A 24,237-nucleotide genomic window follows, 5' to 3' on the forward strand; every position below is an offset into this window, starting at 1 on the left:
CTGATACATCGCAAGAACAGTGCCATCAGGGTGAGTCGCAGTTTATGTGCCGTTTTGTAGCGGTTTTGACATGTATGCGCTGCGACAAGGATTGCCGGGAGCGGCAATTTATTGCCGCTTGGTACCCCAAACCCCTGTGGGAGCGGGCTTGCTCGCGAAGGCGGTGTGTCAGGCAATATTTTTTTGACTGACACACCGCCTTCGCGAGCAAGCCCGCTCCCACAGGGGATGGTGGAAACTCTCAGTCTTCTTCTTTTTTCATCAACCCGGCCAGTGCCGCAAACGGGTTATGCGTCGCCTTGGCGATTTTCGGCGTGCTGAGTGAGCCTTCGTGGAAATACTGCTGGTCGGTGTAGCGCGAGTGTTCGTTGTCGTGGCAATACAGGCACAACAGTTCCCAGTTCGAGCCGTCCTGTGGGTTGTTGTCGTGGTTGTGGTCGCGGTGGTGCACGGTCAGTTCGCTCAGGCGCTTGCCGGAGAATTCACGGGCGCAGCGGCCGCACACGTGCGGGTACATTTTCAGGGCCTTGTCGCGGTAACCCATTTCCTTGTCGCGCTGGTTGTCGGCGAGGATGCGATCCAGCTTCGAGGTATTGGTCGGGGTGGACGAACTCATGGGTTCACCTTTGTAAAAGACTAATGACGGTTATGACTTGAGTTTAGCTCAGCCCTTGAGCTTCTCGGCAATCCAGATGGTGTGACGTGTGCCTTTGTTGCCGTGGGCGAAGACCTGGACTTCTTCGGCCTTGAAACCGGCCTTCTTCAATTTGTCGGAAAACTGCTTGTCGGCGCTGGCCGACCACACCGCCAGCACGCCTTTGGGGCGCAGGGCCTTGGCGCAGGCGCTCAGGCCGCCGGACGAGTAGAGCCAACTGTTGGCGCGCTGGGTCAGGCCTTCGGGGCCATTGTCGACGTCGAGCATGATCGCGTCGAAACCCTGGGGCTCGGCTTGCAGCACTTTGGCCACGTCTTCCATGCGGATCACTGTGCGCGGGTCGAGCAACGGGTTGCCGGCCTTCTCGCCCAGCGGTCCGCGATTCCACTCGACCACGCCGGGCACCAGTTCGGCGACCACCACTTCAGCGGTCTTGCCCAGGTGCTTGAGGGCCGAGGCGAGGGTGAAGCCCATGCCCAGACCACCGATCAACACGCGGGAGTTCGGCCGGCCGGCGACCTTGCGGCACGGAATCTCGGCCAGGGCGTCTTCGGAGCCGTGCATGCGGGTGTTCATCAGTTGCCCGCCGTCGCCACCCTGGATCTTGATGACGAAATCCTCGCCGTATTCGAACAGGCACAGGGCACCGCCGTTTTCAGGGATGGGGGCGGTGTCGAGCAGAACGAAACGTTTCATGGCAGGCTCTTGGAAAAAATTGGCATAAGGCAAACGGACGCGGTTGGGAGTAGCCTGCAAACAGACAACAAGGCCAACGGAGCCATTGATGAAGCGCACCATTCTAACGGTCATTGCCTTGGCCGCGCTCTCGATAACTGCAGTGCAGGCCCAGGAGCAGCAAACCATTCCCGTCACGCCGGCGCCGATGCCCGGTTCGCCCGGCACCGCGACCCCCACACCGTACCCGCAAATCACCCCCACCAGCGTGCCCCGCACCGGCCCTGGCAGCGGCGGTCCACCCCTGGTGCCGATTGAAATGCCCAGCCCACCGACCAAGGACCAACCATTGCCGGGCCTTGAGCCGAACAGCACGAAAAGCAAATCGCCGGGGGGTTAAACCTGTTGCGAAAGTAACTGCCCGTCGGCCATGCGCAGGCGTTTGGACAGGGAAACGGCGAGGGCGCGGATGATCTTGGCGGCGATCTTTGGCGCGTCGTTGAGCATCTTTTCCAGCGAATCCTTGCCCAGGTTGAGCAACTGGCAGTTGCTCGCCGCCACACAACTGGCCGAGCGCCGCTCGCCGTCGAGCACGGCCATCTCGCCGAACGCCCGACCGCTGCGCAGGGTGGCCATGATCACCGTTTGCTCGTCGCTGTTGGTCTTCTGCACCGACACCTGGCCGGTGTGGATGATGCACATGAAACTGCCGACATCGCCCTCGTGGAAGATTTCCTCGCCCTGGGCGATGGTGCTGATGCTGAAATAGCCGGACGCGGCGGCGAAGTCGGCGGGCAGCAGTTGATCGAACAGGCCGCAGTCCATCAGCCAGTCGCGGATTTCGTTGTTCAGTAAGGTCGGTTCTGACATGTCGTCACGGTCTTTTTTGTTTTTTTGCTGAATGATGCTCGTATCCCTGTAGGAGCGAGGCTTGCCCGCGAAGGCGGCGTGTCAGCCAACATAGATGTTGAATGTTGCGGCCTCTTCGCGGGCAAGCCTCGCTCCTACAAGGGTAGGTCGGCGTACGGGATTTAAGACCCGTACACCGAGCCAAGTTCCTCAGGCAATGCCCAAAACCTGGAAAACAAATGCGTATTCGAGGGCTACGTCACGTAATCCCTGGTAACGCCCGCTCATCCCGCCATGCCCGGCGCCCAGTTCGGTCTTGAGCAGCAGCAGGTTGTCATCGGTTTTGCTCGCCCGTAGTTTCGCCACCCACTTGGCCGCTTCCCAGTACTGCACGCGACTGTCGTTGTAGCCGGCGATCACCAGGGTCGCCGGGTACGCCTGGGCTGTGACGTTTTCGTACGGGGCGTAAGCCTTGATCCGATCATAGACGTCCGGCTCTTCGGGATTGCCCCATTCGTCGTATTCGGTGACGGTCAGTGGCAGGTCCGGGTCGAGCATGGTGTTGAGCACATCGACGAACGGCACCTCGGCAATCGCCGCCGCGAACAGCTCCGGACGCTGATTCAGCACCGCGCCGATCAGCAAACCCCCGGCGCTGCCGCCGCTGATCGCTAGTTGTTGCGAAGTGGTGAAACCGTTGGCGATCAAATGCTCGGCGCAGGCGATGAAGTCGCTGAAGGTGTTGTGCTTGTGTTCCTGTTTGCCGGCGCGATACCAGGCCTCGCCCAATTCACCGCCGCCCCGTACATGAGCGATGGCGAAGGCTACGCCGCGATCCAGCAGGCTCAGGCGCGCGTGGGAGAACCACGGGTCGAGGCTTTCGCCGTAAGCGCCGTAGCCGTAGAGGTACAGCGGCGTCGGCTTGCCGAGGAATTCGCGTTTGACCACCAGGCTGATCGGCACCTGCGTCCCGTCCGGCGCGGTCGCCCACAGGCGTTGGCTGACGTAGGCATCGGCGTCGAACGGGCCGAGCACCGGAGTTTCCTTGAGGACTTTCTGCTCGACCGTGGCCAGGTCCAGTTGACGCACCTGCGCCGGGCGATTCAACGCCTCATAACGCAGGCGAATCCTGTCGCTGACGAATTCCAGGCTGTTTTGCACATGCAGGCTGTAGGCCGCGTCCGGCAATTGCACGCGATAAGGCGCCAGGCCTTGTGGGCGCACCTCGATGATCGGCAAGCCGCCTTCGCGCAGGCTCAGGGTCACGGCTTCGACGTTCAGGCTCAGACCTTCGATCATCACCGTGTCGCTGTGGGGAATCAGGTTCTGCCAATCGGCCTCGGTTGGCGCCACGCCGGTGTCGGCGGCGGTGTACAGGGCGAAGTTGATGCCGTCGCGGTTGCTGCGGATGAACCACGTCCACTGGCCATCGAGGGCGCCGTGATCGACGTCGTACTCGTGGTCTTCGACCCGGGGTGCCAGGCAGGTGAAGGCCTGGTGCGGCTGGAAGGCGTCGAGCACCCAGACTTCGCTGGTGGTCTTGCTGCCCAGGGACAGCAGCAATTGCTGTTCGGAGCTGGAGCGGTAGCAATGCAGGAAGAAACGGCCGTCCGGCTCATGGAACACTTCTTCGGCCGCCGTGCCGTCCAGGCGATAGCGCATCAGCTTGTGCGGGCGATGGGTGTCGTCCAGTTCGCCGAAGAACAGGGTCAGGCTGTCGTTGGCCCAGGTCATGCTGCCGTCGCAGTCCTCGAACGCCAGTTCGCTGACACGGCCGCTGGATAATTCCTTCACGAACAGCGTGTAAGTCTCATCGCCCGTGGTGTCGAGGCTGTAGGCCAGGCGCTGGTGATCGGGGCTGATGCTGAAGGCGCCGAGGGAGAAAAAGCCGCCGTTGGCCAGTTCGTTCGGGTCCAGCAGCAGGTGTTCCTGGCTTTCGTCGATGAGCAGGCTGTCATCCGCCGGGCGTGGGCAGCGGTAATGACGAGCGTATTCATCACCCGCCGTGGTGCGCGTGTAATACAGGTACGGCCCCCACGGTGAGGGCAGGGACAGGTCGGTTTCGAGAATCCGGCCCTTGATCTCTTCGAACAGGGTTTCGCGCAACCCGGCCTGATCGGCGGTTTGCGCTTCTTGATAGCTGTTTTCAGCCTTCAGGTAGTCGAGCACCGCGTCGGTGTCGCGCTCCTGGAGCCAGGCATACGGGTCGACCCCTTCGGCCTTGCGGGCAATCGGGGCGCTGGTGACGTTGGCGGATAAGGGCATGAAGGGCTCTCGGACAATGTACGGAATAGAGGGCTTGGCAACCTGTGGGAGCGGGCTTGATCGCGAAGGGGCCAGCACATTCAGCATCAATGTTGACTGATCCACCGCTTTCGCGAGCAAGCCCGCTCCCACAGGGTCTGTGTGTAGCAGACTGGTATTGGGACAAGCCGGACAGGCGAAAAGTCGTTACTATAAGCGCCTCTTTGCCTGCCTTGCCATGGACACCATGACCGAGAACGACTATCTGATCGCTTGGGGCCTCTACGCCTTTGCCGCTTTAGGCTGCCTGTTGGTGTGGATGCGCCTGACCCGCTGGATGTGGCGCTATCTGCGCGAGCCGCTGCGGCTGCTGGTGGCGGTGTTGCTGTTCAGCCCGACCATCATCGATCCGGTGAAGGAAAAGGTCGCCCCGGCCATCGCCATTACTGCCCTGGACCTGGCGTTCAAGGTGGGCAACAACGCCTGGCGGGCGATTTCCGATCTGTTCATGTACGGCATGATTGCCTTCGGCCTGTACCTGATTTTCGTGCTGATCCGCTTTCCTATCGAGCGTGCGTCAAACGCCCGCAAGGAACAGGCGGCCGCCGCTAAAGCCGCGATCAAGCCCGACGACTATGAAGACGAGCAACCGTTCGGCGTGGCCGGCGATGATCGCTATGGCCGTCCGCCGATCCCGAACAACCCCCAGCGTTCGCGCATCGAACCGCGTTTGTAACCTTGCCCCAGCATTGAAGCGAGAGTCCGAGCATGTGTGAGTTATTGGGCATGAGCGCCAATGTCCCGACCGATATCGTGTTCAGCTTCACCGGGCTGATGCAGCGCGGCGGGCGTACCGGGCCGCATCGTGACGGTTGGGGCATCGCCTTCTACGAAGGCCGGGGCCTGCGCCTGTTCCAGGACCCGGCGGCGAGTTGCGAGTCGGAAGTGGCGAACCTGGTGCAACGCTATCCGATCAAGAGCGAAGTGGTGATCGGGCACATCCGCCAGGCCAACGTCGGCAAGGTCTGCCTGTCCAACACCCACCCGTTCGTGCGTGAGCTGTGGGGGCGCAACTGGTGTTTCGCCCACAATGGCCAGCTCGCGGACTTCGAACCGATCAAGAGTTTCTACCGCCCGGTCGGCGATACCGACAGCGAAGCGGCGTTCTGCGACCTGCTCAACCGCGTGCGCGCCGCGTTCCCGGAACCGGTAGAGATCGAAGAGCTGCTGCCGGACCTGGTGGCCGCCTGCGCCGAATACCGCAGCAAAGGCGTGTTCAACTGCCTGCTCAGCGATGGCGACTGGCTGTTCTGCTATTGCTCGACCAAACTGGCCCAGATCACCCGCCGCGCCCCGTTCGGCCCGGCACGCCTGAAAGACGTCGATGTGATCGTCGACTTCCAGGCTGAAACCACGCCCAACGACGTGGTTACGGTGATCGCCACCGAGCCCCTGACCGAAAACGAAACCTGGACCCGCTACGAACCGGGCCAATGGAGCCTCTGGCGACGCGGTGAATGCGTCAGCCAGGGCAAGACCGAATAAGGACTTACCCCCATGTTGCTCAGTTATCTACGGCTGGTGTTGTTTGCGGCGGGCCTGTTGATCGGTGTCCAGGTGCCGGGGTTTATCAGCGACTACGCCAAGCGGGTCGAAGCGCACCTGATTGAAGCGCAGACCGGTTTGAGTGGCTTCCAGGGCACCGCCAACCAATTTTTCAAGGGCGATATGCAGGCCTTGGTCGCCCATTACCGGGCCAGTGAAGACCCGATCTTTCGCAGCGACGCTGACAGCCTGAGCACCTTGCTCACCCGTCAATTGGCGTTGGATAAACAGTTCCAGGCGATGCAAGGCCCGTGGTACATCCGCTTCCTGCAAGTGGCGCTGGCCGCGGACCCGGACATCCGCAAGGAAACCTGGAACGGCTACAGCTACCAGATCCTGCTGACCCCGGCAGCGATGATCTGGGGCATGAGCGGCGCGTTGCTGCTGTCGTTTGGCATCGAATGCCTGTTCCGGCTGATCGACTGGGTGGTGCTGGGCGGCAAACGCCTGCGCCAGAGCCGGCCGATTGAAGATCGGGATGTGCGCGGCCTCTAAAACCAAAGATCACTGCCCCCTGTAGGAGCGAGGCTTGCCCGCGAAGGCATCGTGTCAGTCGACATCGACGTTGTTTGACACGACGCCTTCGCGGGCAAGCCTCGCTCCTACGAGGGCGGCGGTGTGTCAGGCCAGGACGATGTAGCGTTCACCCACCTTGCCCGCATACCCCTCCAGCACCTGCTGACTCAACGCCACAATCTCCTCGACCCATTCCACCCCGACCCGCCACGACACCACCACCTGCAAGTTCGGTGGCCGCTGGTCGATGGCCAGCAAGGTCAGTTCCCCCCGGGCCAGTTCCTCGGCCACCAGCACCGGCGGCAACGCGCCGATCCCAAAACCGTCCCTCAGCAACCGGGTAATCGCCGACACCGAGTTCACGCAGTTGAGCCGTGGCGTCATCACGCCATTGGCCTGCATCAGCGCCAAAATATCCTGGTGCGGATGGGAGTTTTTCGAATAGGTGATGATCCGCTCCCGGGCCAGGTCCGCCACCCCTGAATACTCGCGGTTGTAGATGGAATTGCTCGCCACGATCCAGCCCATCGGGTGGCTGGCCAGTTCCAGGCTGCGCACACTTTCCTGGCGCAGCAGGTCGGTTTGCAGGATCAGGTCGAGAAAGCCTTTTTGCAGCTGATCGCAGAGGTTCAGCGAGGTATCGGCCACCAGCTCGATTTCCACCAGCGGATAGTGATCCATCATCTGCGCAACCAACGGGCTGAGCCAGGTGTGAATCACCGTGTCCATCACACCGATGCGCACCCGTCCAACCTTGCTTGAGCGAGTCTCGATCGACTGCTTGAGCGCTTGCATGGTGTCCATCATCTGCTCGGCGTATTCGAGCACTTTCAAGCCTTCCGGGGTCAGGCTCACGCCCCGGGAATCACGCAGGAACAGCTTCACCCCCAGCTCGCTTTCGAGCACCGCGATGCGGCTGGAAATCGACGCCTGGGTGGTGAAGAGTTTGTCTGCGGTCAGGCGAAAACTCTTGAGTCGGGCGACCCAGACAAAGGTCTCGAGGAACTTCAGATTCATGTCATCAACTTTTTCTTATGCCTAGGCCGGGTTTTTATTAGTTGGACGCAGCAGGGCCGGGCGCCCAAAAATCAGGCCATCCGGTTCCCACGATAGGCGTCGTCGGGGCTTCGAACAATACCAATAAAATTTGCACGGAGATTCGCCATGAGTGCGCCCGACACCACCGTCATCCCCAAGGCCACGACACGCCCGGGACCGTTCGACTGGTATCGCAACATCAACAAACAGGAGCGCCGCACGTTCTGGAGCTGCAAGATCGGCTATGGCCTGGACGGCATGGACACCCAGATGCTCAGTTTCGTGGTGCCGACCCTGATTGCCATGTGGGGCATCACCACCGGCGAAGCGGGGCTGATCCACACCAGCACCCTGATCGCCTCGGCCATCGGCGGCTGGGTGGCGGGGATTCTCTCCGACCGCATCGGCCGCGTGCGTACCTTGCAACTCACCGTGCTGTGGTTCGCCTTCTTCACCTTCCTCTGCGGCTTCGCGCAAAACTACGAACAACTGTTGATCAGCCGCACCTTGATGGGCTTCGGTTTCGGCGGTGAATGGACGGCCGGCGCGGTGTTGATGGGCGAAGTGATTCGCGCCAAGGACCGTGGCAAAGCGGTGGGCATGGTGCAATCGGGCTGGGCGCTGGGTTGGGGGCTGACGGCGATCCTCTATGCGCTACTGTTCTCGGTATTGCCGCCGGAAGACGCTTGGCGCGCACTGTTCATCCTCGGCATCGTCCCGGCGATTTTCGTGATCTTCGTCCGCCGCCTGGTCAAAGACCCGGAAATCTATCGTGAGGCCAAGGCCAAACAAACCCCGGACAACCCGGCCAGGTTCTACGAGATCTTCGCCCCTGGCATCCTGTTCACCACGATTCGCGCTTCGGTGCTGACCACTGGCGCGCTGGGCGGTTACTACGCCATAACATCCTGGCTGCCGACGTTTCTGAAAAATGAACGGGGCTTGAGTGTCCTCGGCACGGGCGGTTATCTGGCGATGGTGATCGTCGGGTCTTACATCGGCTATGTCATCAGCGCCTATTTGACCGACATCCTCGGGCGCAAGAAGAACTTCATCCTGTTCGCCGTCGGCTCGTTCATCATCGTGTTGCTCTACACCCAGTTGCCGGTCAGTAACGGCGTGATGCTGTGGCTGGGCTTCCCGCTGGGCTTCTTTGCCTCGGGGATCTTCAGTGGCATGGGCGCGTTTTTGACCGAGTTATTTCCAACGCGGATTCGCGGTTCGGGGCAGGGCTTTTGCTACAACATTGGCCGGGCGCTGGCGGCGTTGTTTCCACTGTTGATCGGTTTGCTCAGCCAGAAGGTGCCGTTAAGCGTCGGCATCGGGGCGTTTGCGGCGGTGTCTTACGGGGTGGTGATTCTGGCGGCGTTGAGCTTGCCGGAAACCCGTGGCAAGCAACTTGAAGCCGAGTAACTGATAATCTGCCGGGCAAATGTCCTACAGATAAAGAAGAACAAAACTACAGGAGTGTTCACCGTGAGCCGCCTGCTATTGAACTGCGACATCGGCGAGAGTTTCGGCAACTGGACCATGGGTCTGGATGCCGAGGTCATGCCCTTCATTGATTGCGCCAACATCGCTTGCGGCTTCCATGCCGGCGATCCGAGCATCATGCGCAAGACCGTCAGCCTGGCCCTGAGCCACGGCGTACAGATCGGCGCGCACCCGGCCTATCAGGATTTGGTCGGTTTCGGCCGGCGTTCCATGGCCTACACCGCCCAGGAACTGCAAGACATCCTGCATTACCAGATCGGCGGCCTCGACGGCATTTGCCGGGCCCAGGGCGGCAAGGTGAGCTACGTCAAACCCCACGGCGCGATGTACAACGACATGATGGCCAACCCGGCGCAATTGCGCGCGGTGCTCCAGGCCGTGGCGGCCTACGATCGCACGTTGCCGCTGATGCTGATGGCCACCCGCGACAACAGCGCCGCCCAGCAATTGGGCGATGAATACGGCGTAACCCTGTGGTTCGAAGCCTTCGCCGACCGCGCCTACGACAGCGCCGGGATGCTGGTCTCGCGGCAATTGCCGGGGGCGGTGCATCACGATCCGGAGAAAATCATCGATCAGGCGCTGATCATCGCCCGTGGTGATCACCTCACGGCCAATGACGGCAGCGCTTTGCATCTACAGGCCAACACGCTCTGCGTTCACGGCGACAATGCCAGTTCGGTGGCTGCCGTGCGGCGTATCCGCGAGGCCTTGAATCAGCAGAGCGAATCATGAAACCACGGGTGGAAGTGGTCGCGCTGGACTGCCTGATGGTGCGGCTGTTCGATGAAATCGCCGAAGCGAACATGCCATGGATGCTCGCGGCCAGCGAAAGTCTGCGGGCGGCGTTTGCCGGGCATTTGATCGACCTGGTGCCGTCTTATACGACATTGATGGTGCATTACGACCTGACCGCGCTGAGCCCGGCCCAGGCTCGGGAATTGATCGCTGAGGCGTTGATCGATCTGTCGCCCAACGCCAGTACCCGCGGCAAATGCCATGTGCTGCCGGTGTGGTACGACTTGAGCGTCGGCCCGGAACTGAGTCTGTTATCCGCACGCAGCGGGTTGGCGATGGACGAGGTGATCCGCCGCCACAGCGAGCGCGAGTACCAAGTGTTTGCGTTGGGCTTCGCGCCGGGGTTTGCCTTTATGGGCCTGGTGGAAGAGATCCTCGCCGCGCCACGCCTGAACACCCCGCGTAAGAAAGTCGCGGCGGGCAGCGTCGGCATTGCCGAACGGCAAACCGCCGCGTACCCCGTGGTATCCCCCGGCGGCTGGAACCTGATCGGCCGCACCCCGGCCAAACTGTTCGACCGTGAGCGGGACGGCTACAGCCTGATGCAACCCGGCGACACCGTGCGCTTCGAAGCGGTCAGCCATGCCGAGTTCATCAACCTGGGCGGTGACGACACGCCGCTGGAGGCCCAGGCATGAGCCGACTGAGGATTGAAGCGAGCACGCCGCTGTGCCTGTTGCAGGACGCGGGGCGTTTTGGCGTGCGGCACTTGGGCGTGACCCAGGGTGGCGGACTGGATTGGCGGTCGATGTCGTGGGCCAATTGGCTGCTCGGCAATGGGTTGGATGCGCCGGTGGTGGAAATCACTCTCGGCGGTTTTACCGTGGTGGCCGAAGAGAATTGCGTGCTGGCGCTGGCCGGGGCGGATCTGGGCGCACAAGTGAATGGCGAGGCGTTGGCGCCGTGGCGCAGTTTCAGGCTGCATAAAGGCCAGCGACTGCAATTCACCCAGCCGCTGCTTGGCGCTCGGGCCTATCTCGCCGCGCCGGGCGGGTTTGATGCGCCGAAGGTGTTGGGCAGCAGTTCGACGGTGGTCCGCGAAGAGCTCGGCGGGCTGGACGGCAGGGGCCGGCCGTTGGCCAAGGATGCGCAGTTGAGCTATTCGGGCAGTGCGTTGATTCTGCTGCGAGAACTACCGAAGGAGCATGTCCCGGATCTCAAGCTCAATGCACCGCTGGACCTGGTGCTCGGCGCGCAGATTGGTGCATTCAGCGGGCAAAGCCTGTTCGACGCGTTCAACAGTGCCTGGGAATTGGACAGCCGCGCCGACCGCATGGGCATGCGCCTGCTGGGCACCGCGCTGGAATACCAGGGCAAACCGATGATTTCCGAAGGTATCCCGTTGGGCGCGGTGCAGGTGCCGCCGGATGGACAGCCGATTGTGCTGCTCAATGATCGGCAGACCATTGGCGGTTATCCGCGATTGGGGGCGTTGACGCCGTTGGCACTGGCGCGGCTGGCGCAGTGCCTGCCGGGGGCGAAGGTCAGGTTACGGCCGGTGGTGCAGGACGTGGCGCATCGGGAGCAGGTCGCTTATTTGCGGCGATTCGTTAACCGCTAAAAGCTTCGCGAGCAAGCCCGCTCCCACATTGGATCTGTGTCGTACACAAGACCCAATGTGGGAGCGGGCTTGCTCGCGAAGAGGCCCTGACAGGCACCGAAGATTACTTGGACAAAAACCGCATCCCTTCCTCTAACCCCCGCAACGTCAGCGGGTACATCCGGTCTTCAATTAAATCCCGCACGATGTTGGTCGATGAGGTATAGCCCCACGTATCTTTCGGATACGGGTTAATCCAGATGAGCTTCTTGTATTTCTCCATGAAGCGTTGCATCCACAGGTAGCCCGGCTCTTCGTTCCAGTGCTCGACGCTGCCGCCGGCCTGGGTGATTTCGTAGGGCGCCATGGCGGCGTCGCCGATGAAGATCACTTTGTAGTCGGCGCCGTATTTGTGCAGCAGATCCTGGGTCGAGAAACGCTCGGAGGTGCGGCGCATGTTGTTCTTCCACACCGACTCATAGACGAAGTTGTGGAAGTAGAAGTACTCCAGGTGCTTGAACTCGGTCTTGCAGGCCGAGAACAGTTCTTCGCAAATCTTCACGTGGGCGTCCATCGAGCCGCCGATGTCGAACAGCAGCAACAGCTTGACGGTGTTGCGCCGCTCCGGCCGCATCTGGATGTTCAGCAGTCCGGCATCGCGAGCGGTGTGGTCGATGGTGCCGTCGATGTCCAGCTCTTCCGCCGCGCCTTGGCGGGCGAATTTTCGCAACCGACGCAGGGCGACCTTGATGTTGCGCGTGCCCAGTTCCACCGAATCGTCGAGGTTCTTGTACTCGCGCTGGTCCCAGACTTTCACCGCTTTGCCCTGGCGCTTGCCGGCATCGCCGACCCGAATGCCTTCCGGGTTGAAGCCGCCGGAGCCGAACGGGCTAGTGCCGCCGGTGCCGATCCACTTGTTGCCGCCGGCGTGGCGTTCCTTCTGTTCTTCGAGGCGTTTCTTGAACTCTTCGATCAGCTTGTCGAGGCCGCCGAGGGACTGGATTTGCGCCCGTTCTTCATCGCTCAGTGAACGTTCGAATTCCTTGCGCAGCCAGTCTTCCGGGATCAGCGCTTGAAGGTGATCGTCGAGTTTTTCCAGGCCATTGAAGTAGGCACCGAAGGCCCGGTCGAACTTGTCGAAATGCTTTTCGTCCTTCACCAGAATCGCCCGGGCCAAGTAATAAAACTCGTCCATGTCGGCGAAGACCACGCGCTGTTTCAGCGCGTTGATCAGGTCCAGCAGCTCGCGCACCGAGACCGGCACCTTGGCGGCGCGCATTTCATTGAACAGGTTGAGCAGCATGGCAATCAGCCTCTTAGCGGGTGCCGCGACGGCTCATGAACGCCAGGCGCTCAAGCAATTGCACATCCTGTTCGTTCTTCACCAGCGCACCGGCCAGCGGCGGGATGGCTTTGGTCGGATCGCGTTCGCGCAGCACCGCTTCGCCAATGTTGTCGGCCATCAGCAGCTTCAGCCAGTCCACCAGTTCCGAGGTCGAAGGCTTCTTCTTCAGGCCCGGCACTTTGCGCACGTCGAAGAACACATCCAGCGCTTCGCTGACCAGGTCTTTCTTGATGTCCGGGTAATGCACGTCGACGATCCGCTGCATGGTGACTCGGTCCGGGAAGGCGATGTAGTGGAAGAAGCAGCGGCGCAGGAACGCGTCCGGCAGCTCTTTCTCGTTGTTGGAGGTAATGATGATGATCGGGCGAACCTTGGCTTTGATGGTCTCGTCGATCTCGTAGACGTAGAACTCCATCTTGTCGAGTTCTTGCAGCAGGTCGTTCGGGAACTCGATGTCAGCCTTGTCGATTTCATCGATCAGCAGGATCACCCGCTCGTCGGACTCGAAGGCTTCCCACAACTTGCCCTTCTTCAGGTAATTGCGGACGTCGTGGACCTTTTCCGTGCCCAGTTGCGAGTCACGCAAGCGGCTGACCGCGTCGTACTCGTACAGGCCCTGATGCGCCTTGGTCGTGGACTTGATGTGCCAGGTGATCAACCGGGCGCCAAAGGACTCGGCCAATTGCTCGGCGAGCATGGTCTTGCCCGTACCCGGCTCGCCCTTGACCAGCAGCGGACGCTCCAGGGTGATGGCGGCGTTGACCGCCAGCTTCAGGTCATCGGTGGCGACGTAGGCCTGGGTGCCTTCGAACTTCATCTGCTAATCCTCGAACGGTAACGCCGACCTGAACGGGGCAGGGCGGGACGCGATATGTGTGATGCCCCGACTATAACGCGCTGCCCGGTCGACTGTGAACGCAGACGGGTTATTCAGTCTCTGAATGGGGCGTCACATCTTGACTCAGTCTCGGCGCAAGGCCAGCATTCAGGTATCGCCGATTTGGCGATAGCCTTTACGGCATGTCAACTAAATACCGATTTCGCGATAAGTACCGCATTCAGTTGCGCGAGAAGGATCATCCTCCGCCCCATGTTCACCTGACCGGTGGCGGGCTGGACGTGATGCTTAGCCTGGAAACCGTCGAAGTGATGGCAGGCAGGGCGCCGCCGCTGATTATCAGGGAAGCATTGGAATGGGTGGGAACCCATCAGGTGCAATTGCTGGAGGACTGGAAACGATGTTACCCATGAAACGACCGCGCTTGACGGCTGTAAAGGCGCTGCCGGGTTACTGCTTGGCGCTGACCTTTATAGACGGCCAACAACTGACGCTGAATTTGAGCCGCGATTTGTACACCTACCCAGGATTACGACCGTTGCTTGAGGCTCACGTTTTTGAAGGTGCCGCCCTTGGTGATGATGGCTGGACGGTGGAATGGGATGAGCCGGATATTCAGATTGGCGCGGACACTTTGTATTTGGACGCGCTCTCGCAAAATGCTATGGACGAAAACACCCGCATCTTCATCAATTGGCGCGCTCGCTCCGGGTTGCCCTTGAATAAGGCCGCCGAAGCGCTGGGGGTCAGTGCCCGCAGTATCAGCCGCTACAGCAGCGGACGCGAAGCGGTGCCACGGTCGTTGGCCCTGGCCTGTCTGGGCTGGGACTCTTTGCAGCAACGTTCACCATTGGCGGCGGCCGAGGAAACCGGTCGCTACACCGTCACCCGCAAACCTTAACCCTTATCCGGCTTCGGCTGTTCATACCGCGCATTGAACGCCTGGACGAAACCATTGCGCAAAATCTGCAAAAACGCCTGGAACGCGCTGATATCTTGCTGGTGTACGTTGCCGCTGAGTTCGACCTTGGTTGCGAATTGGTTCTTGCGCTGGTTCTTCAGCACGGTTTCGGTGCTGCCGACGATGGCTTCCCAGACCGAGCGCAAAATCCCTTTGTTTTTGTTTTCGACATCCTGCTGCCAGTTGAACACTTCGACGTCCCGCAGCAGCGGTTTGATGTAGCCCTTGAGCTGGCCCTTGTTGGCTTCGGCTTCGATGACCACGTCGCCGTGGCCGGCGTTGAAGTCGAATTTGCCGTAGGCGGAGGCGAAGTCGTTCATGCGTTTGAGTTCGATGTCCTTGGCCCGCAGGCGGAATTCGAAGTCTTCGAAGTTGCTCAGGGGGGCGAAGGTGGCGGTGGTTTCGAGCGGGGCGTGGCCCAGCAGCAGGGCCTTGCCCTCGAAGCGGGCGTCGCGTTTGCCTGCAGTGTCGACCACGTTGGTCAGGTTGTAGAGGCTGGCGTTGACCTGGGTGGCGTTCATGTTCACGGGCGGATTGGAGTTGAAGTTGCGAAAGCTGATTTTGCCGTCGTTGATCCGCACTTCGTTGAGGGTGATCGGCAGCAATTTGCCCAGTTGAGCGCGCCAGTCGGTGCCGCGACCGGTCTGGGAGTTCTGTTTGTTGGCGCCGCCATCGACGAAGTTCACTTCAGGGTTGATGAACTGCACCTCGGCCACCACGGCATGGTCGTACCACAGGGAGTGCCAGCTGATCGCCAGGTCGATCAGCGGTGCATTGACGAAGGGCACCGGGACTTTGCCGTCGACCTTGACGATCTTCAGCCCGTTGATTTTGTAGGCGCCGCGCCACAGGGCCAGGTCCACGTCGACAACCTGGCCACGGTAGTCGCCCATGTCGGCCAATTTGTCGTTGAGGTAATTGCGCACCAGGTAGGGCAGGGCGATATCCAGCGCCACCAACAGCACAACGAGGCCGGCGAGGGTCCAGAGAGGCCAACTGTATCGACGCTTCATGATGGCAATTCCTTGGCGATGTAAAGCCATTGACTGCTGGCGTCACCGGACGTTCGCCTGAACTGGACGACTACTGGCAACAGGCATACCTTGGAGAGCTTATTCAACGCTGCATAAGGACCCAGCCATGAGCCGTATTTTCGCTGACAACGCCCATTCCATCGGTAATACACCGCTGGTGCAGATCAATCGCATCGCGCCGCGCGGCGTGACCATCCTGGCCAAGATCGAGGGGCGCAACCCCGGTTATTCGGTCAAGTGCCGGATCGGCGCGAACATGATCTGGGACGCCGAAAGCACCGGCAAACTCAAGCCCGGCATGACCATTGTCGAGCCGACGTCAGGCAATACCGGCATCGGCCTGGCGTTTGTGGCCGCCGCCCGTGGCTACAAGCTGATGCTGACCATGCCTGCGTCCATGAGCATCGAGCGGCGCAAAGTGCTCAAGGCCCTCGGGGCCGAACTGGTACTGACCGAACCGGCCAAGGGCATGAAAGGCGCGATTGAAAAAGCGGCGGAAATTCTCGCCAGCGACCCGGCCAAGTACTTCATGCCGGCGCAGTTCGAAAACCCGGCCAACCCGGCCATCCATGAAAAGACCACCGGCCCGGAAATCTGGAACGATACTGACGGCGCGGTTGATGTGCTGGTGGCAGGCGTCGGAACCGGTGGAACCATTACCGGCGTTTCGCGGTATATCAAGAATACCCAGGGCAAACCGATTATCTCGGTGGCGGTGGAGCCGGTTTCATCGCCAGTGATTACCCAGAAGCTGGCCGGTGAAGAGATCAAGCCAAGTCCGCACAAGATCCAGGGCATTGGCGCCGGTTTTGTGCCGAAGAACCTCGATTTGTCGATCGTCGATCGGGTTGAACTGGTGACCGACGACGAATCCAAGGCCATGGCCCTGCGCCTGATGCAGGAAGAAGGGATTTTGTGCGGTATCTCGTGCGGTGCGGCGATGGCGGTGGCGGTGCGTTTGGCCGAAACCCTGGAAATGCAGGGCAAGACCATCGTGGTGATCCTGCCTGACTCGGGTGAGCGTTATTTGTCGAGCATGTTGTTCAGTGATCTGTTTACCGACCAGGAGAACCAGGCGTAAGAATGGCACCGGGTGATGAAGGCTGATTCAGGTCAGCCTTCGTTCAGGAACCTTATGTTAATAAGTGCTTTGTTGCGCAATCCTCAACACTGTTTGTTCAGATAGGTGGGTTTTTCCCCGGTCCGGTAGTGGGTATCATGGCCGGCTGCCACGTCGGGTAAATGGCGCGGTGCAAAGTTGCTTATTCTCAAGGAGTCGTTGATGACCTTTTCCCTGGCCGCGAAAGCGTCGGTGTTGCTGTTATTCCTCGGCAGTACGCTTTATGTGCATCTGCGCGGCAAGGCACGGTTGCCGGTCCTGCGTCAGTTCGTCAACCACTCGGCGTTGTTTGCACCCTATAACGCCTTGATGTACCTGTTCTCCGGCGTTCCGTCCAAACCCTACCTGGATCGCAGTAAGTTCCCGGAACTTGATGTGCTCAGGGACAACTGGGAAGTCATTCGCGACGAAGCCATGCATTTGTTCGACGAAGGCTATATTCGCGCCGCCGAAAAGAACAACGACGCCGGGTTCGGCTCGTTCTTCAAGAAGGGCTGGAAGCGTTTTTACCTCAAGTGGTACGACAAACCCCTGCCATCGGCCGCAGCCCTGTGCCCGAAAACCGTGGCACTGGTCAGCAGCATCCCCAACGTCAAAGGCGCGATGTTTGCCCTGTTGCCAGGCGGCAGTCATCTCAACCCGCACCGCGACCCGTTCGCCGGTTCCCTGCGCTATCACCTGGGCCTGTCGACGCCGAATTCCGACGATTGCCGCATCTTCGTTGACGGTCAGGTCTACGCCTGGCGCGATGGCGAAGACGTGATGTTCGACGAGACCTACGTGCACTGGGTCAAGAACGAAACCGAAAAGACCCGGGTCATCCTGTTCTGCGACATCGAACGACCACTGAGCAACCGCATCATGACCCGCATCAACCGCTGGGTCAGCGGCCTGCTGGGCCGCGCCACCGCACCACAAAACCTGGACGACGAACGCGTTGGCGGGATCAACCAGGTTTACGCCTGGAGCAAGAATTCCAGCGACAAGTTCAGCGGCGTAGTCAAAAAGTGGAAGCGCCGTCATCCGAAGGCTTACCGTGTACTGCGACCGGTGCTGGCAGTGGTGGTGCTGACGTTGTTGGGGTATTGGTTGTTTGGGTGATGTCTGATACGAAATGAAAAAACCGCTCTCTGGAGCGGTTTTTTTTCGCCGGCGTTATGGGCGCCCGGCGGCGAGCACGTCAGGTTCGCCTTCGATGCCGGTCGCAATGAGCTGTAAAATGCGCCGTTGGCTGGCCGTCAGTTCGATTTTTACAGGCTTGTTTTCCGGAGCGGAGGAACGTTTTTTGATGCGGGGATTTCTAATGACTCCGTGCATATTTCCTCCGTCGTCGTTCATTAATTGAACAGTTTTCACGATACTAGGCTCTCCACAGTTTTGACAAGTCGACCTTCAGCGTCTTTGTTGAAGTCGAGACGTTTATAAATAGAAATTGCACCTTCCAACGGCTCCTGCACTTCGATGAATCTACTACCGATAATTAGGGCGTAATGTTCGATGGCCGAAACGGCCAGTGAGGCAATCCGGTTTTTTAAAGGATGTTCTTCCCGCGGACGCCCTTCCAATCGAACGATTCGGATTCGTTGCCGACTGTTGTTCGGGTTCGCGAAGCATAGTCCGCACAGTTCCTCTTCGAACCAGATGGCAATATCCAAAGACAAAGGCTCCTTTGCTTTCCATCCTATGACCTCACTCCATAAAAAGTGTGGATCCTCCCATCGCTCGCAAGCATCCAGAGCCTGCGCATTGATGGGTTCAAATCGAACCCGTGATAGATCAATGTCCGTTGCACCTGCCAGTTCCAGTTCATGTTGCAGCTGCGCAGCGCTGGTAGCAGCAAGCTTCCTCGCCCTCGACTTGTACAACTGATACCGAAGATGTGTCCGTTCCCTTGGCATGTAGTCTCTTGCATTCAATATCCCCGTGATGGGCGTTTGCATTTCACTCCACGGTAGATTGCAACGCAGCAGCTGTCGCTACTGGCCCTCTGACCAAGTCATTGCAATCTATGTCGCCGGCTGGTTATAGTCGGCGCTCGCCTGCTTCCCTCAGCACGGCCCTCAAAAAAGATCAGCCCATGCCTGTATCCCACATCAACGCGGTAGTCGATTCAGCGGTCAACGCTGGCGTCGTGCCGTGCGGGATTCAGCAGCCTGCGCAGATCAGTCATTACCCCCCTCCTGTCAGTAGCACGCCGGTGTGCGCAGTCGTATCACCGCCAGGCGTTGGCATTTCGGGCTGATCAGCTGTTCCTGCTGTTCCCCTCTGCCCGCCTGAAAAAACGACTGAACTTCAGCTTCGGCTGACTTGGCTTTCTTGCCTGATGACAGGTGGTATTTCATGTTTGTCCTTTCGAAAAAAACCGCGCTCGCGGCGGCGTCCACGAGCCTGTTTGTCCTGCTGTGGAGCAGTGGGGCGATCTTCTCCAAATGGGGCCTGGCCCACGCGTCACCCTTTGCCTTTCTGCTGTTTCGGTTCGTCATTGCCCTGTGCGGCCTGGTGCTGCTGGTGCCGATGCTCGAGTTGAAACTGCCCAAGGGCGGCAAGCCGATGCTGTATGCGATGGCCACGGGTGTGGTGTTGCTGGGGGCGTATCAGATTTTCTATCTGCTGGCCCTGGACTTGAAGGTCACGCCCGGCGTGATGGCGACGATCATGGGCGTGCAGCCGATCCTCACCGTGGTGATCATGGAGCGCCAGCGCTCGGTCAGCCGGATGTTCGGCCTGGCGTTGGGCCTGGCCGGGTTGATCATGGTGGTTTACCAAGGCATCGGTTTGGCCGGGATGTCGCTGGCCGGGATGCTCTTCGGTTTGCTGGCACTGGCGAGCATGACCTTCGGCTCGATCATGCAGAAACGCATCACCGACAATCCCCTTGGCACGCTGCCGGTGCAATACCTGGCAGGGCTGCTGGTCTGCGGGATTTTCGTGCCGTTCCAGCCGTTTCACTTCGAACACAGCACAGGCTTTATCGTGCCGGTGTTGTGGATGGGATTGGTGGTGTCGGTGCTGGCCACGTTGCTGCTGTATCGGCTGATCGCCCGGGGCAATCTGGTGAATGTCACCAGCCTGTTTTACCTGGTGCCGGCGGTGACGGCGGTGATGGATTACCTGTTTTTCGGCAACAGGCTCGCGACGCTGAGTATATTCGGCATGCTGCTGATCATCGTCGGTCTGATATTTGTATTCCGTAAAACGGCATAAAACGGCATAAACATGAAAGGCCCGGGGCATGGCTCCGGGCCTTTTTTATTGGCTCAGCGCATGCTCGGCCCGCACCGAGTTCATGAACGCCTGCATGGCCGAGGATTGAATGCGATGGCGCCGGGTGATCAGCCCGTACGGCGGCAACCGCGCCTCAAACTTGATCGGCAGCACGGCCAGCAAGTCACGTCCCGCGTAATCCTCGACCACCGACACCGGGGTGACACCGAGCATGTCGGTCTGCTGGATCAATGAGAGCAAGGTCATGATCGAGGTGGTTTCGACGATGCTGCTCGGGATATCGACCCGGGCATTGTGGAACACCTGATTGATGATGGCGCGCATCGGGCTCGGATGCTGTTGCAGCACCCACGTCATGTTCTGCAACTCAGCCCAGCTCAGGTTCTTCTCTTGCGCCAACGGGTTTTGCGCGCCGGCAATCACGCACAAGGCTTCTTCGCCGAGGCTGTCGAACAGCAATTCTTCGGCCCGGGCGCCGGCCGGAATCCGCCCCAGGACGATATCCAGCTGATCCTGCAACAAGGCTTGCACCAGCACGTCGCTGGTATCGACCTGGATGCTCATGGACAACCGGGGATGGCTTTGTTTCAAGGTCGCGATGGTGCGGGTCAGCAATCCCGAGGCCAGTGCCGGAATCGCCCCGACGGCCACGCGCCCCAGGTTGCCGGATTCGAGCGCAACCAGTTCTTCGCGCATGCCGCTGAGTTCGGCGAACACCATGCGAGCGTAATAAATCACCGTCTCGCCGAACGGAGTCGAGCGCATGCCTCGGGGCAAGCGTTCGAAGAGTTCGACACCGAGCAAGTCCTCGGCTTCGTGCAGCATCTTGGTCGCCGCCGGTTGGGTCATGCCGATGTGGTCGGCGGCGCGGCGCAGCGAGCCGAATTCCTGCAGCGCCAGCATCAGCCGCAATTGGCGCAGGCGCAGTCGGCTGTGGATCACATTGGCTTCAGGAATTCGGGTCATGGGCCGCGCTCGCAAAAAAGACTGTGGCAAGCCTGACAACAAATGCCAGGCGTTGCCAGCATTGCAGTGTCACAGCACCGATTTGGTTTTGCCGACCGGTGGCTTGCGCAGGCCTGTCAGCGCCCCCAGCACTTTGGAAATCAGCGGCCAGAACAGCATCAGCAGCGCCGCCGTGGTCAGGCTGCCCACCAGTGGGTTGGACCAGAAAATCCCCAAGTGTCCGTCGGAAAACAGCATCGACTGGCGGAACGCATCTTCAGCCTTGTCCCCCAGCACAGCGGCCAACACCAGTGGCGCGATCGGATACCCCAGTTTCTTGAACAGATAGCCCAGCGCACCGAAGCCCAGCATCAGCACCACGTCGAAGAACGAGTTGTGCACCGAGTAAGCGCCGATGGCACAGACCATGATGATGATCGGCGCAATGATCGAGAACGGAATGCGCAGGATCGAGGCGAACAGCGGCACGGTGGCCAACACCACGATCAGGCTCACCACGTTGCCCAGGTACATGCTCGCAATCAGGCCCCAGACGAAATCATGCTGCTCCACAAACAGCGTCGGGCCAGGGTGCAGGCCCCAGATCATCAAGCCGCCGAGCATTACCGCAGCGGTTGCCGAACCGGGAATGCCCAGGGTCAGCATCGGCAGCAAGGCGCTGGTGCCGGCCGCATGGTCGGCGGTTTCCGGGGCGATCACGCCTTCGAGTTCGCCTTTGCCGAAGTTCTCGCGGTTCTTGGAGAAACGCCGCGCCAGGCTGTAGCTCATGAAGGATGCCGCCGTCGGCCCGCCCGGCGTAATGCCCATCCAGCAACCGACCAACGTGCTGCGCACAATCGTCCACCAGTAACGGGGCAACTTGGCCCAGGTGCGCAGAATCACCATCGGTGTAATGCGCGCATGCTCGCCGCGAAACACCAGGCCCTCTTCGACGGTGCAGAGGATTTCGCCAATGCCGAACAGGCCGATCACCGCCACTTCGAAGCTGATACCGGTCATCAATACCGGTTGGTCGAAGGTCAGGCGCAGATTGCCGGAAACGGTGTCCATGCCGACCGCCGCCATGGCGAAACCGATCATCATCGCCACGACGGTTTTCAGCGGCGGGTTCTTGCTCATGCCGATGAACGTGCAGAACGCCAGCAGGTACACCGCGAAGAACTCCGGCGAACTGAATGACATGGCGAACGCGGCAATCCGGGTCGACAGGAACGTCAGCAACAACACCCCGGCCAATGCGCCGATCAGGGCCGAGCTGAACGCGGCGGTCAGGGCTTCGGCGGCGCGACCTTCACGGGCCATCGGGTAGCCGTCAAATGTCGTCGCCACCGATGACGGCTCGCCGGGTATGTTGAACAGGATCGAGGTGATCGAGCCGCCGAACAGCGCCCCCCAATACATGCACGACAGCAAAATGATCGCCGACACCGGCGACATGGTGAACGTCAGCGGCAGCAGCAACGCCACGCCATTGGGGGCGCCGAGGCCGGGCAGCACGCCGACCAGGATGCCCAGCAGCACACCGATCACCATCAGGCCGATATGGCCCGGGGTCAGGATCAGGTTCATGCCTTGCAACAGGGAATCGAACTCGCTCATTTGAAATTTCTCCCGGCCAGGGCAATCCAGTCGCCCATCGGGCCGGCATCCAGCGGGACCTTGAACCACAGCGCAAAGATCAGGTAGCTGGCCAGTACGGCGCCGAGGGACACGGTGCCGATCATCCACTTGCCATAGGGTTTGACGCGGACCTTGTCACGCCACATGAACCAGGCGATGAAGCAGGCCGACGCCACGTAGATACCGGTGAACGGCATCGCACCGACGAACAACGCAATCGGGATGAACACCGACAACACTTGCTTGAACGCACTGCGGCTGACGAACGAAATGCTCAAGGCTTGCCAGCGCACCACGGTCAACACGCCGTTGGCCACACTCGCGGCGCTCAGCATCAGGCCGATGTAGAACGGGAAGTAACCCGGCTCGGGGCCGGAATCGCCCCAGCCGATACCTTGTTCGACGCTGCCGAACATCACCACCGCGCCGATCAGCGTGGTGAAGAGTGCCAGGCCGAGTTCGACCCAGCGCGTACCGACCAGGGCCGGTGAATCCGAAGAATGGGACATCAAACACCTCCAGCAGGTGACGGCCGTGCGCAGGCGCACGGCCGCAGACAACTCAGTTTTTCAGCCAGCCAGCCTCTTTGAACACCGGGGTGACGCGCGCGGTGTCCTTTTCAATGTAGGCGGTCAACTGCTCACCCTGGAGGAAGGTCGGGACCAGTGCGTTCTGTTTGACGTAGGCCTTGAACTCCGGCGTCTCGGTGACTTTACGCATCAAATCGACATAGAACGCCCGCTGCTCGGCGGTGACTTCGCCGGGCATGAACACGGTGCGCGGGAAGCGGTATTGATCGATGCCCAAGCCTTGTTCGTGGCAGGTCGGTACGTCGGCCCAGGATTTGTCGCCGGCGACTTTCTCTGTATAGCTCATGCGCTCCTGACTGAACACGCAGAGCGGCTCGACCTGGTCGCCGCGCCATTGGCTGATGCTTTCGCTGGGGTTGTTGACGTTGGCGGCGATGTGTTTGCCGGCCAGTTGGGTCGCCGCTTCACTGCCGCTCTTGAACGGGATGTACACCAGTTTGCTGCCGGTGGTCTGGTTCAGCAGCAGGGTCAGGGTCTGATCCACATCCTTGGACTGGCTGCCGCCCATGCGCAGGTTCGACGGGTCAGCCTTGACCGCTTCGTAGAAACCTTTGGCATCCTTCCACGGCGCGTCTTTGTAGCTCCAGAGGATGAAGTCGTCCTCGGCCAGGGCCGCCACCGGGGTCAGTTCCTGCCATTGGTAACCGAGCTTGGACACCAGCGGCAACAGGTAGATGTTGTTGGTGCCAATCACCAGTTTTTCCGGATCGCCCTTGTTCATCTTCAAGTCGAGGAACGCTTCGGCGCCATTACCGCCGCCCTTGTTGAGGACGATGGTGTTCACGTCGAGAAATTTGTGGGTGGTGATGATCGACTGGATCAGGCGCCCGAGTTGGTCGGTCCCGCCACCAGGCCCACCGGCCACGACGATTTCGACATTCTTGTCCGGTTGCCAGGCGTGCGCGAGCGCGGGGAGGGCGCCGGCGGCGACCAGGGTGCAGCCCAGGAGCAGGCGGGAGGTGCGACGAGCGAATGCAGTTCGCATGGAAGGGCCTCATTCTTGTAGTTGTTATGAGTGACTTGTCTGCGCTCGAAAGCCGCAAGCCTGGCCTGAGTGTGGGAAGCCGCCGCAGCCGCGTCTAGTCAAAACAATACATACACCGATAGCCTGGGGTTATAGGTCG

General features: G+C 60.3%; 28 protein-coding genes. 13 read left to right on the forward strand and 15 right to left on the reverse strand.

Annotated elements, in window-relative coordinates; translation table 11 throughout:
- Positions 1–241: 241 nt before the first annotated feature.
- Both BK665_RS32680 and BK665_RS32685 read right to left on the reverse strand, forming a co-directional pair.
- A complete protein-coding gene (locus BK665_RS32680) occupies positions 242–616 on the reverse strand; it encodes a YajD family HNH nuclease (RefSeq protein WP_123410583.1) in 375 nt (124 codons plus the stop codon).
- Positions 617–664: 48 nt separating this feature from the next.
- Positions 665–1,351: a spermidine synthase gene (locus BK665_RS32685; protein ID WP_123410584.1), complete on the reverse strand. Its 687-nt coding sequence runs from the start codon at positions 1,349–1,351 to the stop codon at positions 665–667.
- An 88-nt stretch (positions 1,352–1,439) separates the two neighbouring features.
- Here BK665_RS32685 and BK665_RS32690 point away from each other — a divergent pair, with 88 nt between their 5' ends.
- Positions 1,440–1,730 carry a hypothetical protein gene (locus tag BK665_RS32690; protein WP_123410585.1) on the forward strand — a complete coding sequence of 97 codons (291 nt, stop codon included), beginning with the start codon at positions 1,440–1,442 and terminating at the stop codon, positions 1,728–1,730.
- Here the strand turns inward: BK665_RS32690 and BK665_RS32695 are convergent.
- Positions 1,727–2,200, reverse strand: coding sequence for a cyclic nucleotide-binding domain-containing protein (locus BK665_RS32695; RefSeq protein ID WP_123410586.1), 474 nt, complete (start codon positions 2,198–2,200; stop codon positions 1,727–1,729). The genes BK665_RS32690 and BK665_RS32695 overlap by 4 nt on opposite strands.
- Positions 2,201–2,389: 189 nt before the next feature.
- Positions 2,390–4,444, reverse strand: coding sequence for a S9 family peptidase (locus tag BK665_RS32700; RefSeq protein ID WP_123410587.1), 2,055 nt, complete (start codon positions 4,442–4,444; stop codon positions 2,390–2,392).
- 217 nt (positions 4,445–4,661) lie between these two features.
- Between BK665_RS32700 and BK665_RS32710 the strand changes: the two genes are divergently transcribed.
- Genes BK665_RS32710 through BK665_RS32720 form a run of 3 tightly spaced genes read left to right on the forward strand, consistent with a single transcriptional unit; the run spans position 4,662 to position 6,523 of the window.
- Positions 4,662–5,159, forward strand: a complete 498-nt coding sequence (locus BK665_RS32710) for an MFS transporter (RefSeq protein ID WP_123410589.1) — start codon at positions 4,662–4,664, stop codon at positions 5,157–5,159.
- 32 nt (positions 5,160–5,191) lie between these two features.
- Complete coding sequence (locus tag BK665_RS32715; RefSeq protein WP_054049027.1) at positions 5,192–5,968, forward strand: class II glutamine amidotransferase; 777 nt, start codon at positions 5,192–5,194, stop codon at positions 5,966–5,968.
- Positions 5,969–5,980: 12 nt separating this feature from the next.
- Positions 5,981–6,523, forward strand: a complete 543-nt coding sequence (locus tag BK665_RS32720; protein ID WP_123410590.1) for a DUF2937 family protein — start codon at positions 5,981–5,983, stop codon at positions 6,521–6,523.
- 126 nt (positions 6,524–6,649) lie between these two features.
- Here BK665_RS32720 and BK665_RS32725 read toward each other — a convergent pair whose 3' ends face one another.
- The gene (locus BK665_RS32725) at positions 6,650–7,561 is read right to left on the reverse strand and encodes a LysR family transcriptional regulator (protein ID WP_123410591.1); all 912 of its coding nucleotides are present in this window, start codon (positions 7,559–7,561) and stop codon (positions 6,650–6,652) included.
- Between the two features lie 147 nt (positions 7,562–7,708).
- Between BK665_RS32725 and BK665_RS32730 the strand changes: the two genes are divergently transcribed.
- From BK665_RS32730 to BK665_RS32745, 4 genes are all read left to right on the forward strand, one after another.
- On the forward strand, positions 7,709–8,995 hold the full coding sequence (locus BK665_RS32730; protein ID WP_123410592.1) for an MFS transporter: 1,287 nt from the start codon (positions 7,709–7,711) through the stop codon (positions 8,993–8,995).
- A 63-nt stretch (positions 8,996–9,058) separates the two neighbouring features.
- Complete coding sequence (locus BK665_RS32735) at positions 9,059–9,811, forward strand: 5-oxoprolinase subunit PxpA (protein ID WP_123410593.1); 753 nt, start codon at positions 9,059–9,061, stop codon at positions 9,809–9,811.
- Positions 9,808–10,512 (forward strand): 5-oxoprolinase subunit B family protein, encoded by a 705-nt coding sequence (locus BK665_RS32740; RefSeq protein WP_123410594.1) that lies wholly within the window; start codon positions 9,808–9,810, stop codon positions 10,510–10,512. The genes BK665_RS32735 and BK665_RS32740 overlap by 4 nt, the downstream gene beginning before the upstream one ends.
- Positions 10,509–11,435 (forward strand): 5-oxoprolinase subunit C family protein, encoded by a 927-nt coding sequence (locus BK665_RS32745; protein ID WP_123410595.1) that lies wholly within the window; start codon positions 10,509–10,511, stop codon positions 11,433–11,435. The genes BK665_RS32740 and BK665_RS32745 overlap by 4 nt, the downstream gene beginning before the upstream one ends.
- Positions 11,436–11,538: 103 nt before the next feature.
- On the opposite strand, the gene BK665_RS32750 is transcribed toward BK665_RS32745, so the two are convergent.
- Complete coding sequence (locus BK665_RS32750) at positions 11,539–12,717, reverse strand: vWA domain-containing protein (RefSeq protein WP_054049045.1); 1,179 nt, start codon at positions 12,715–12,717, stop codon at positions 11,539–11,541.
- A gap of 13 nt (positions 12,718–12,730) precedes the next feature.
- Complete coding sequence (locus BK665_RS32755; protein WP_123410596.1) at positions 12,731–13,576, reverse strand: AAA family ATPase; 846 nt, start codon at positions 13,574–13,576, stop codon at positions 12,731–12,733.
- 203 nt (positions 13,577–13,779) lie between these two features.
- Here BK665_RS32755 and BK665_RS32760 point away from each other — a divergent pair, with 203 nt between their 5' ends.
- Entirely contained in the window at positions 13,780–14,010 is a 231-nt protein-coding gene (locus tag BK665_RS32760) for a DUF4160 domain-containing protein (protein ID WP_123410597.1), read from the forward strand.
- Positions 13,998–14,498: a DUF2442 domain-containing protein gene (locus BK665_RS32765; protein ID WP_123410598.1), complete on the forward strand. Its 501-nt coding sequence runs from the start codon at positions 13,998–14,000 to the stop codon at positions 14,496–14,498. Before BK665_RS32760 ends, BK665_RS32765 begins: the two co-directional genes overlap by 13 nt.
- On the opposite strand, the gene BK665_RS32770 is transcribed toward BK665_RS32765, so the two are convergent.
- Positions 14,495–15,571 carry a DUF748 domain-containing protein gene (locus tag BK665_RS32770; RefSeq protein WP_123410599.1) on the reverse strand — a complete coding sequence of 359 codons (1,077 nt, stop codon included), beginning with the start codon at positions 15,569–15,571 and terminating at the stop codon, positions 14,495–14,497. The two genes, BK665_RS32765 and BK665_RS32770, sit on opposite strands and share 4 nt — an antisense overlap.
- A 127-nt stretch (positions 15,572–15,698) precedes the next feature.
- Here BK665_RS32770 and cysK point away from each other — a divergent pair, with 127 nt between their 5' ends.
- Both cysK and BK665_RS32780 read left to right on the forward strand, forming a co-directional pair.
- Complete coding sequence (gene cysK / locus BK665_RS32775; RefSeq protein ID WP_123410600.1) at positions 15,699–16,673, forward strand: cysteine synthase A; 975 nt, start codon at positions 15,699–15,701, stop codon at positions 16,671–16,673.
- A 201-nt stretch (positions 16,674–16,874) separates the two neighbouring features.
- Positions 16,875–17,813: an aspartyl/asparaginyl beta-hydroxylase domain-containing protein gene (locus tag BK665_RS32780; protein WP_123410601.1), complete on the forward strand. Its 939-nt coding sequence runs from the start codon at positions 16,875–16,877 to the stop codon at positions 17,811–17,813.
- Positions 17,814–17,867: 54 nt separating this feature from the next.
- On the opposite strand, the gene BK665_RS34380 is transcribed toward BK665_RS32780, so the two are convergent.
- The 3 genes from BK665_RS34380 to BK665_RS34575 form a co-directional block, all read right to left on the reverse strand.
- Positions 17,868–18,068, reverse strand: coding sequence for a hypothetical protein (locus BK665_RS34380; protein ID WP_148053269.1), 201 nt, complete (start codon positions 18,066–18,068; stop codon positions 17,868–17,870).
- Positions 18,065–18,610: a hypothetical protein gene (locus BK665_RS32785; RefSeq protein ID WP_123410630.1), complete on the reverse strand. Its 546-nt coding sequence runs from the start codon at positions 18,608–18,610 to the stop codon at positions 18,065–18,067. Before BK665_RS32785 ends, BK665_RS34380 begins: the two co-directional genes overlap by 4 nt.
- 285 nt (positions 18,611–18,895) lie before the next feature.
- Positions 18,896–19,054, reverse strand: a complete 159-nt coding sequence (locus tag BK665_RS34575) for a hypothetical protein (protein WP_185076723.1) — start codon at positions 19,052–19,054, stop codon at positions 18,896–18,898.
- Here BK665_RS34575 and BK665_RS32790 point away from each other — a divergent pair.
- A complete protein-coding gene (locus BK665_RS32790) occupies positions 19,053–19,916 on the forward strand; it encodes a DMT family transporter (RefSeq protein ID WP_123410602.1) in 864 nt (287 codons plus the stop codon). The genes BK665_RS34575 and BK665_RS32790 overlap by 2 nt on opposite strands.
- A gap of 45 nt (positions 19,917–19,961) precedes the next feature.
- Here the strand turns inward: BK665_RS32790 and BK665_RS32795 are convergent, their stop codons facing one another.
- The 4 genes from BK665_RS32795 to BK665_RS32810 form a co-directional block, all read right to left on the reverse strand.
- Positions 19,962–20,903, reverse strand: coding sequence for a LysR family transcriptional regulator (locus BK665_RS32795; RefSeq protein ID WP_123410603.1), 942 nt, complete (start codon positions 20,901–20,903; stop codon positions 19,962–19,964).
- 69 nt (positions 20,904–20,972) lie between these two features.
- On the reverse strand, positions 20,973–22,502 hold the full coding sequence (locus BK665_RS32800) for a tripartite tricarboxylate transporter permease (RefSeq protein WP_123410604.1): 1,530 nt from the start codon (positions 22,500–22,502) through the stop codon (positions 20,973–20,975).
- Entirely contained in the window at positions 22,499–23,032 is a 534-nt protein-coding gene (locus BK665_RS32805) for a tripartite tricarboxylate transporter TctB family protein (protein ID WP_123410605.1), read from the reverse strand. The genes BK665_RS32800 and BK665_RS32805 overlap by 4 nt, the downstream gene beginning before the upstream one ends.
- A gap of 52 nt (positions 23,033–23,084) precedes the next feature.
- A complete protein-coding gene (locus BK665_RS32810; RefSeq protein WP_123410606.1) occupies positions 23,085–24,098 on the reverse strand; it encodes a Bug family tripartite tricarboxylate transporter substrate binding protein in 1,014 nt (337 codons plus the stop codon).
- Between the last annotated feature and the right edge of the window lie 139 nt (positions 24,099–24,237).

The sequence above is a fragment of the Pseudomonas frederiksbergensis genome (assembly GCF_003732665.1).
GTDB classification, from domain to species: domain Bacteria; phylum Pseudomonadota; class Gammaproteobacteria; order Pseudomonadales; family Pseudomonadaceae; genus Aquipseudomonas; species Aquipseudomonas frederiksbergensis_G.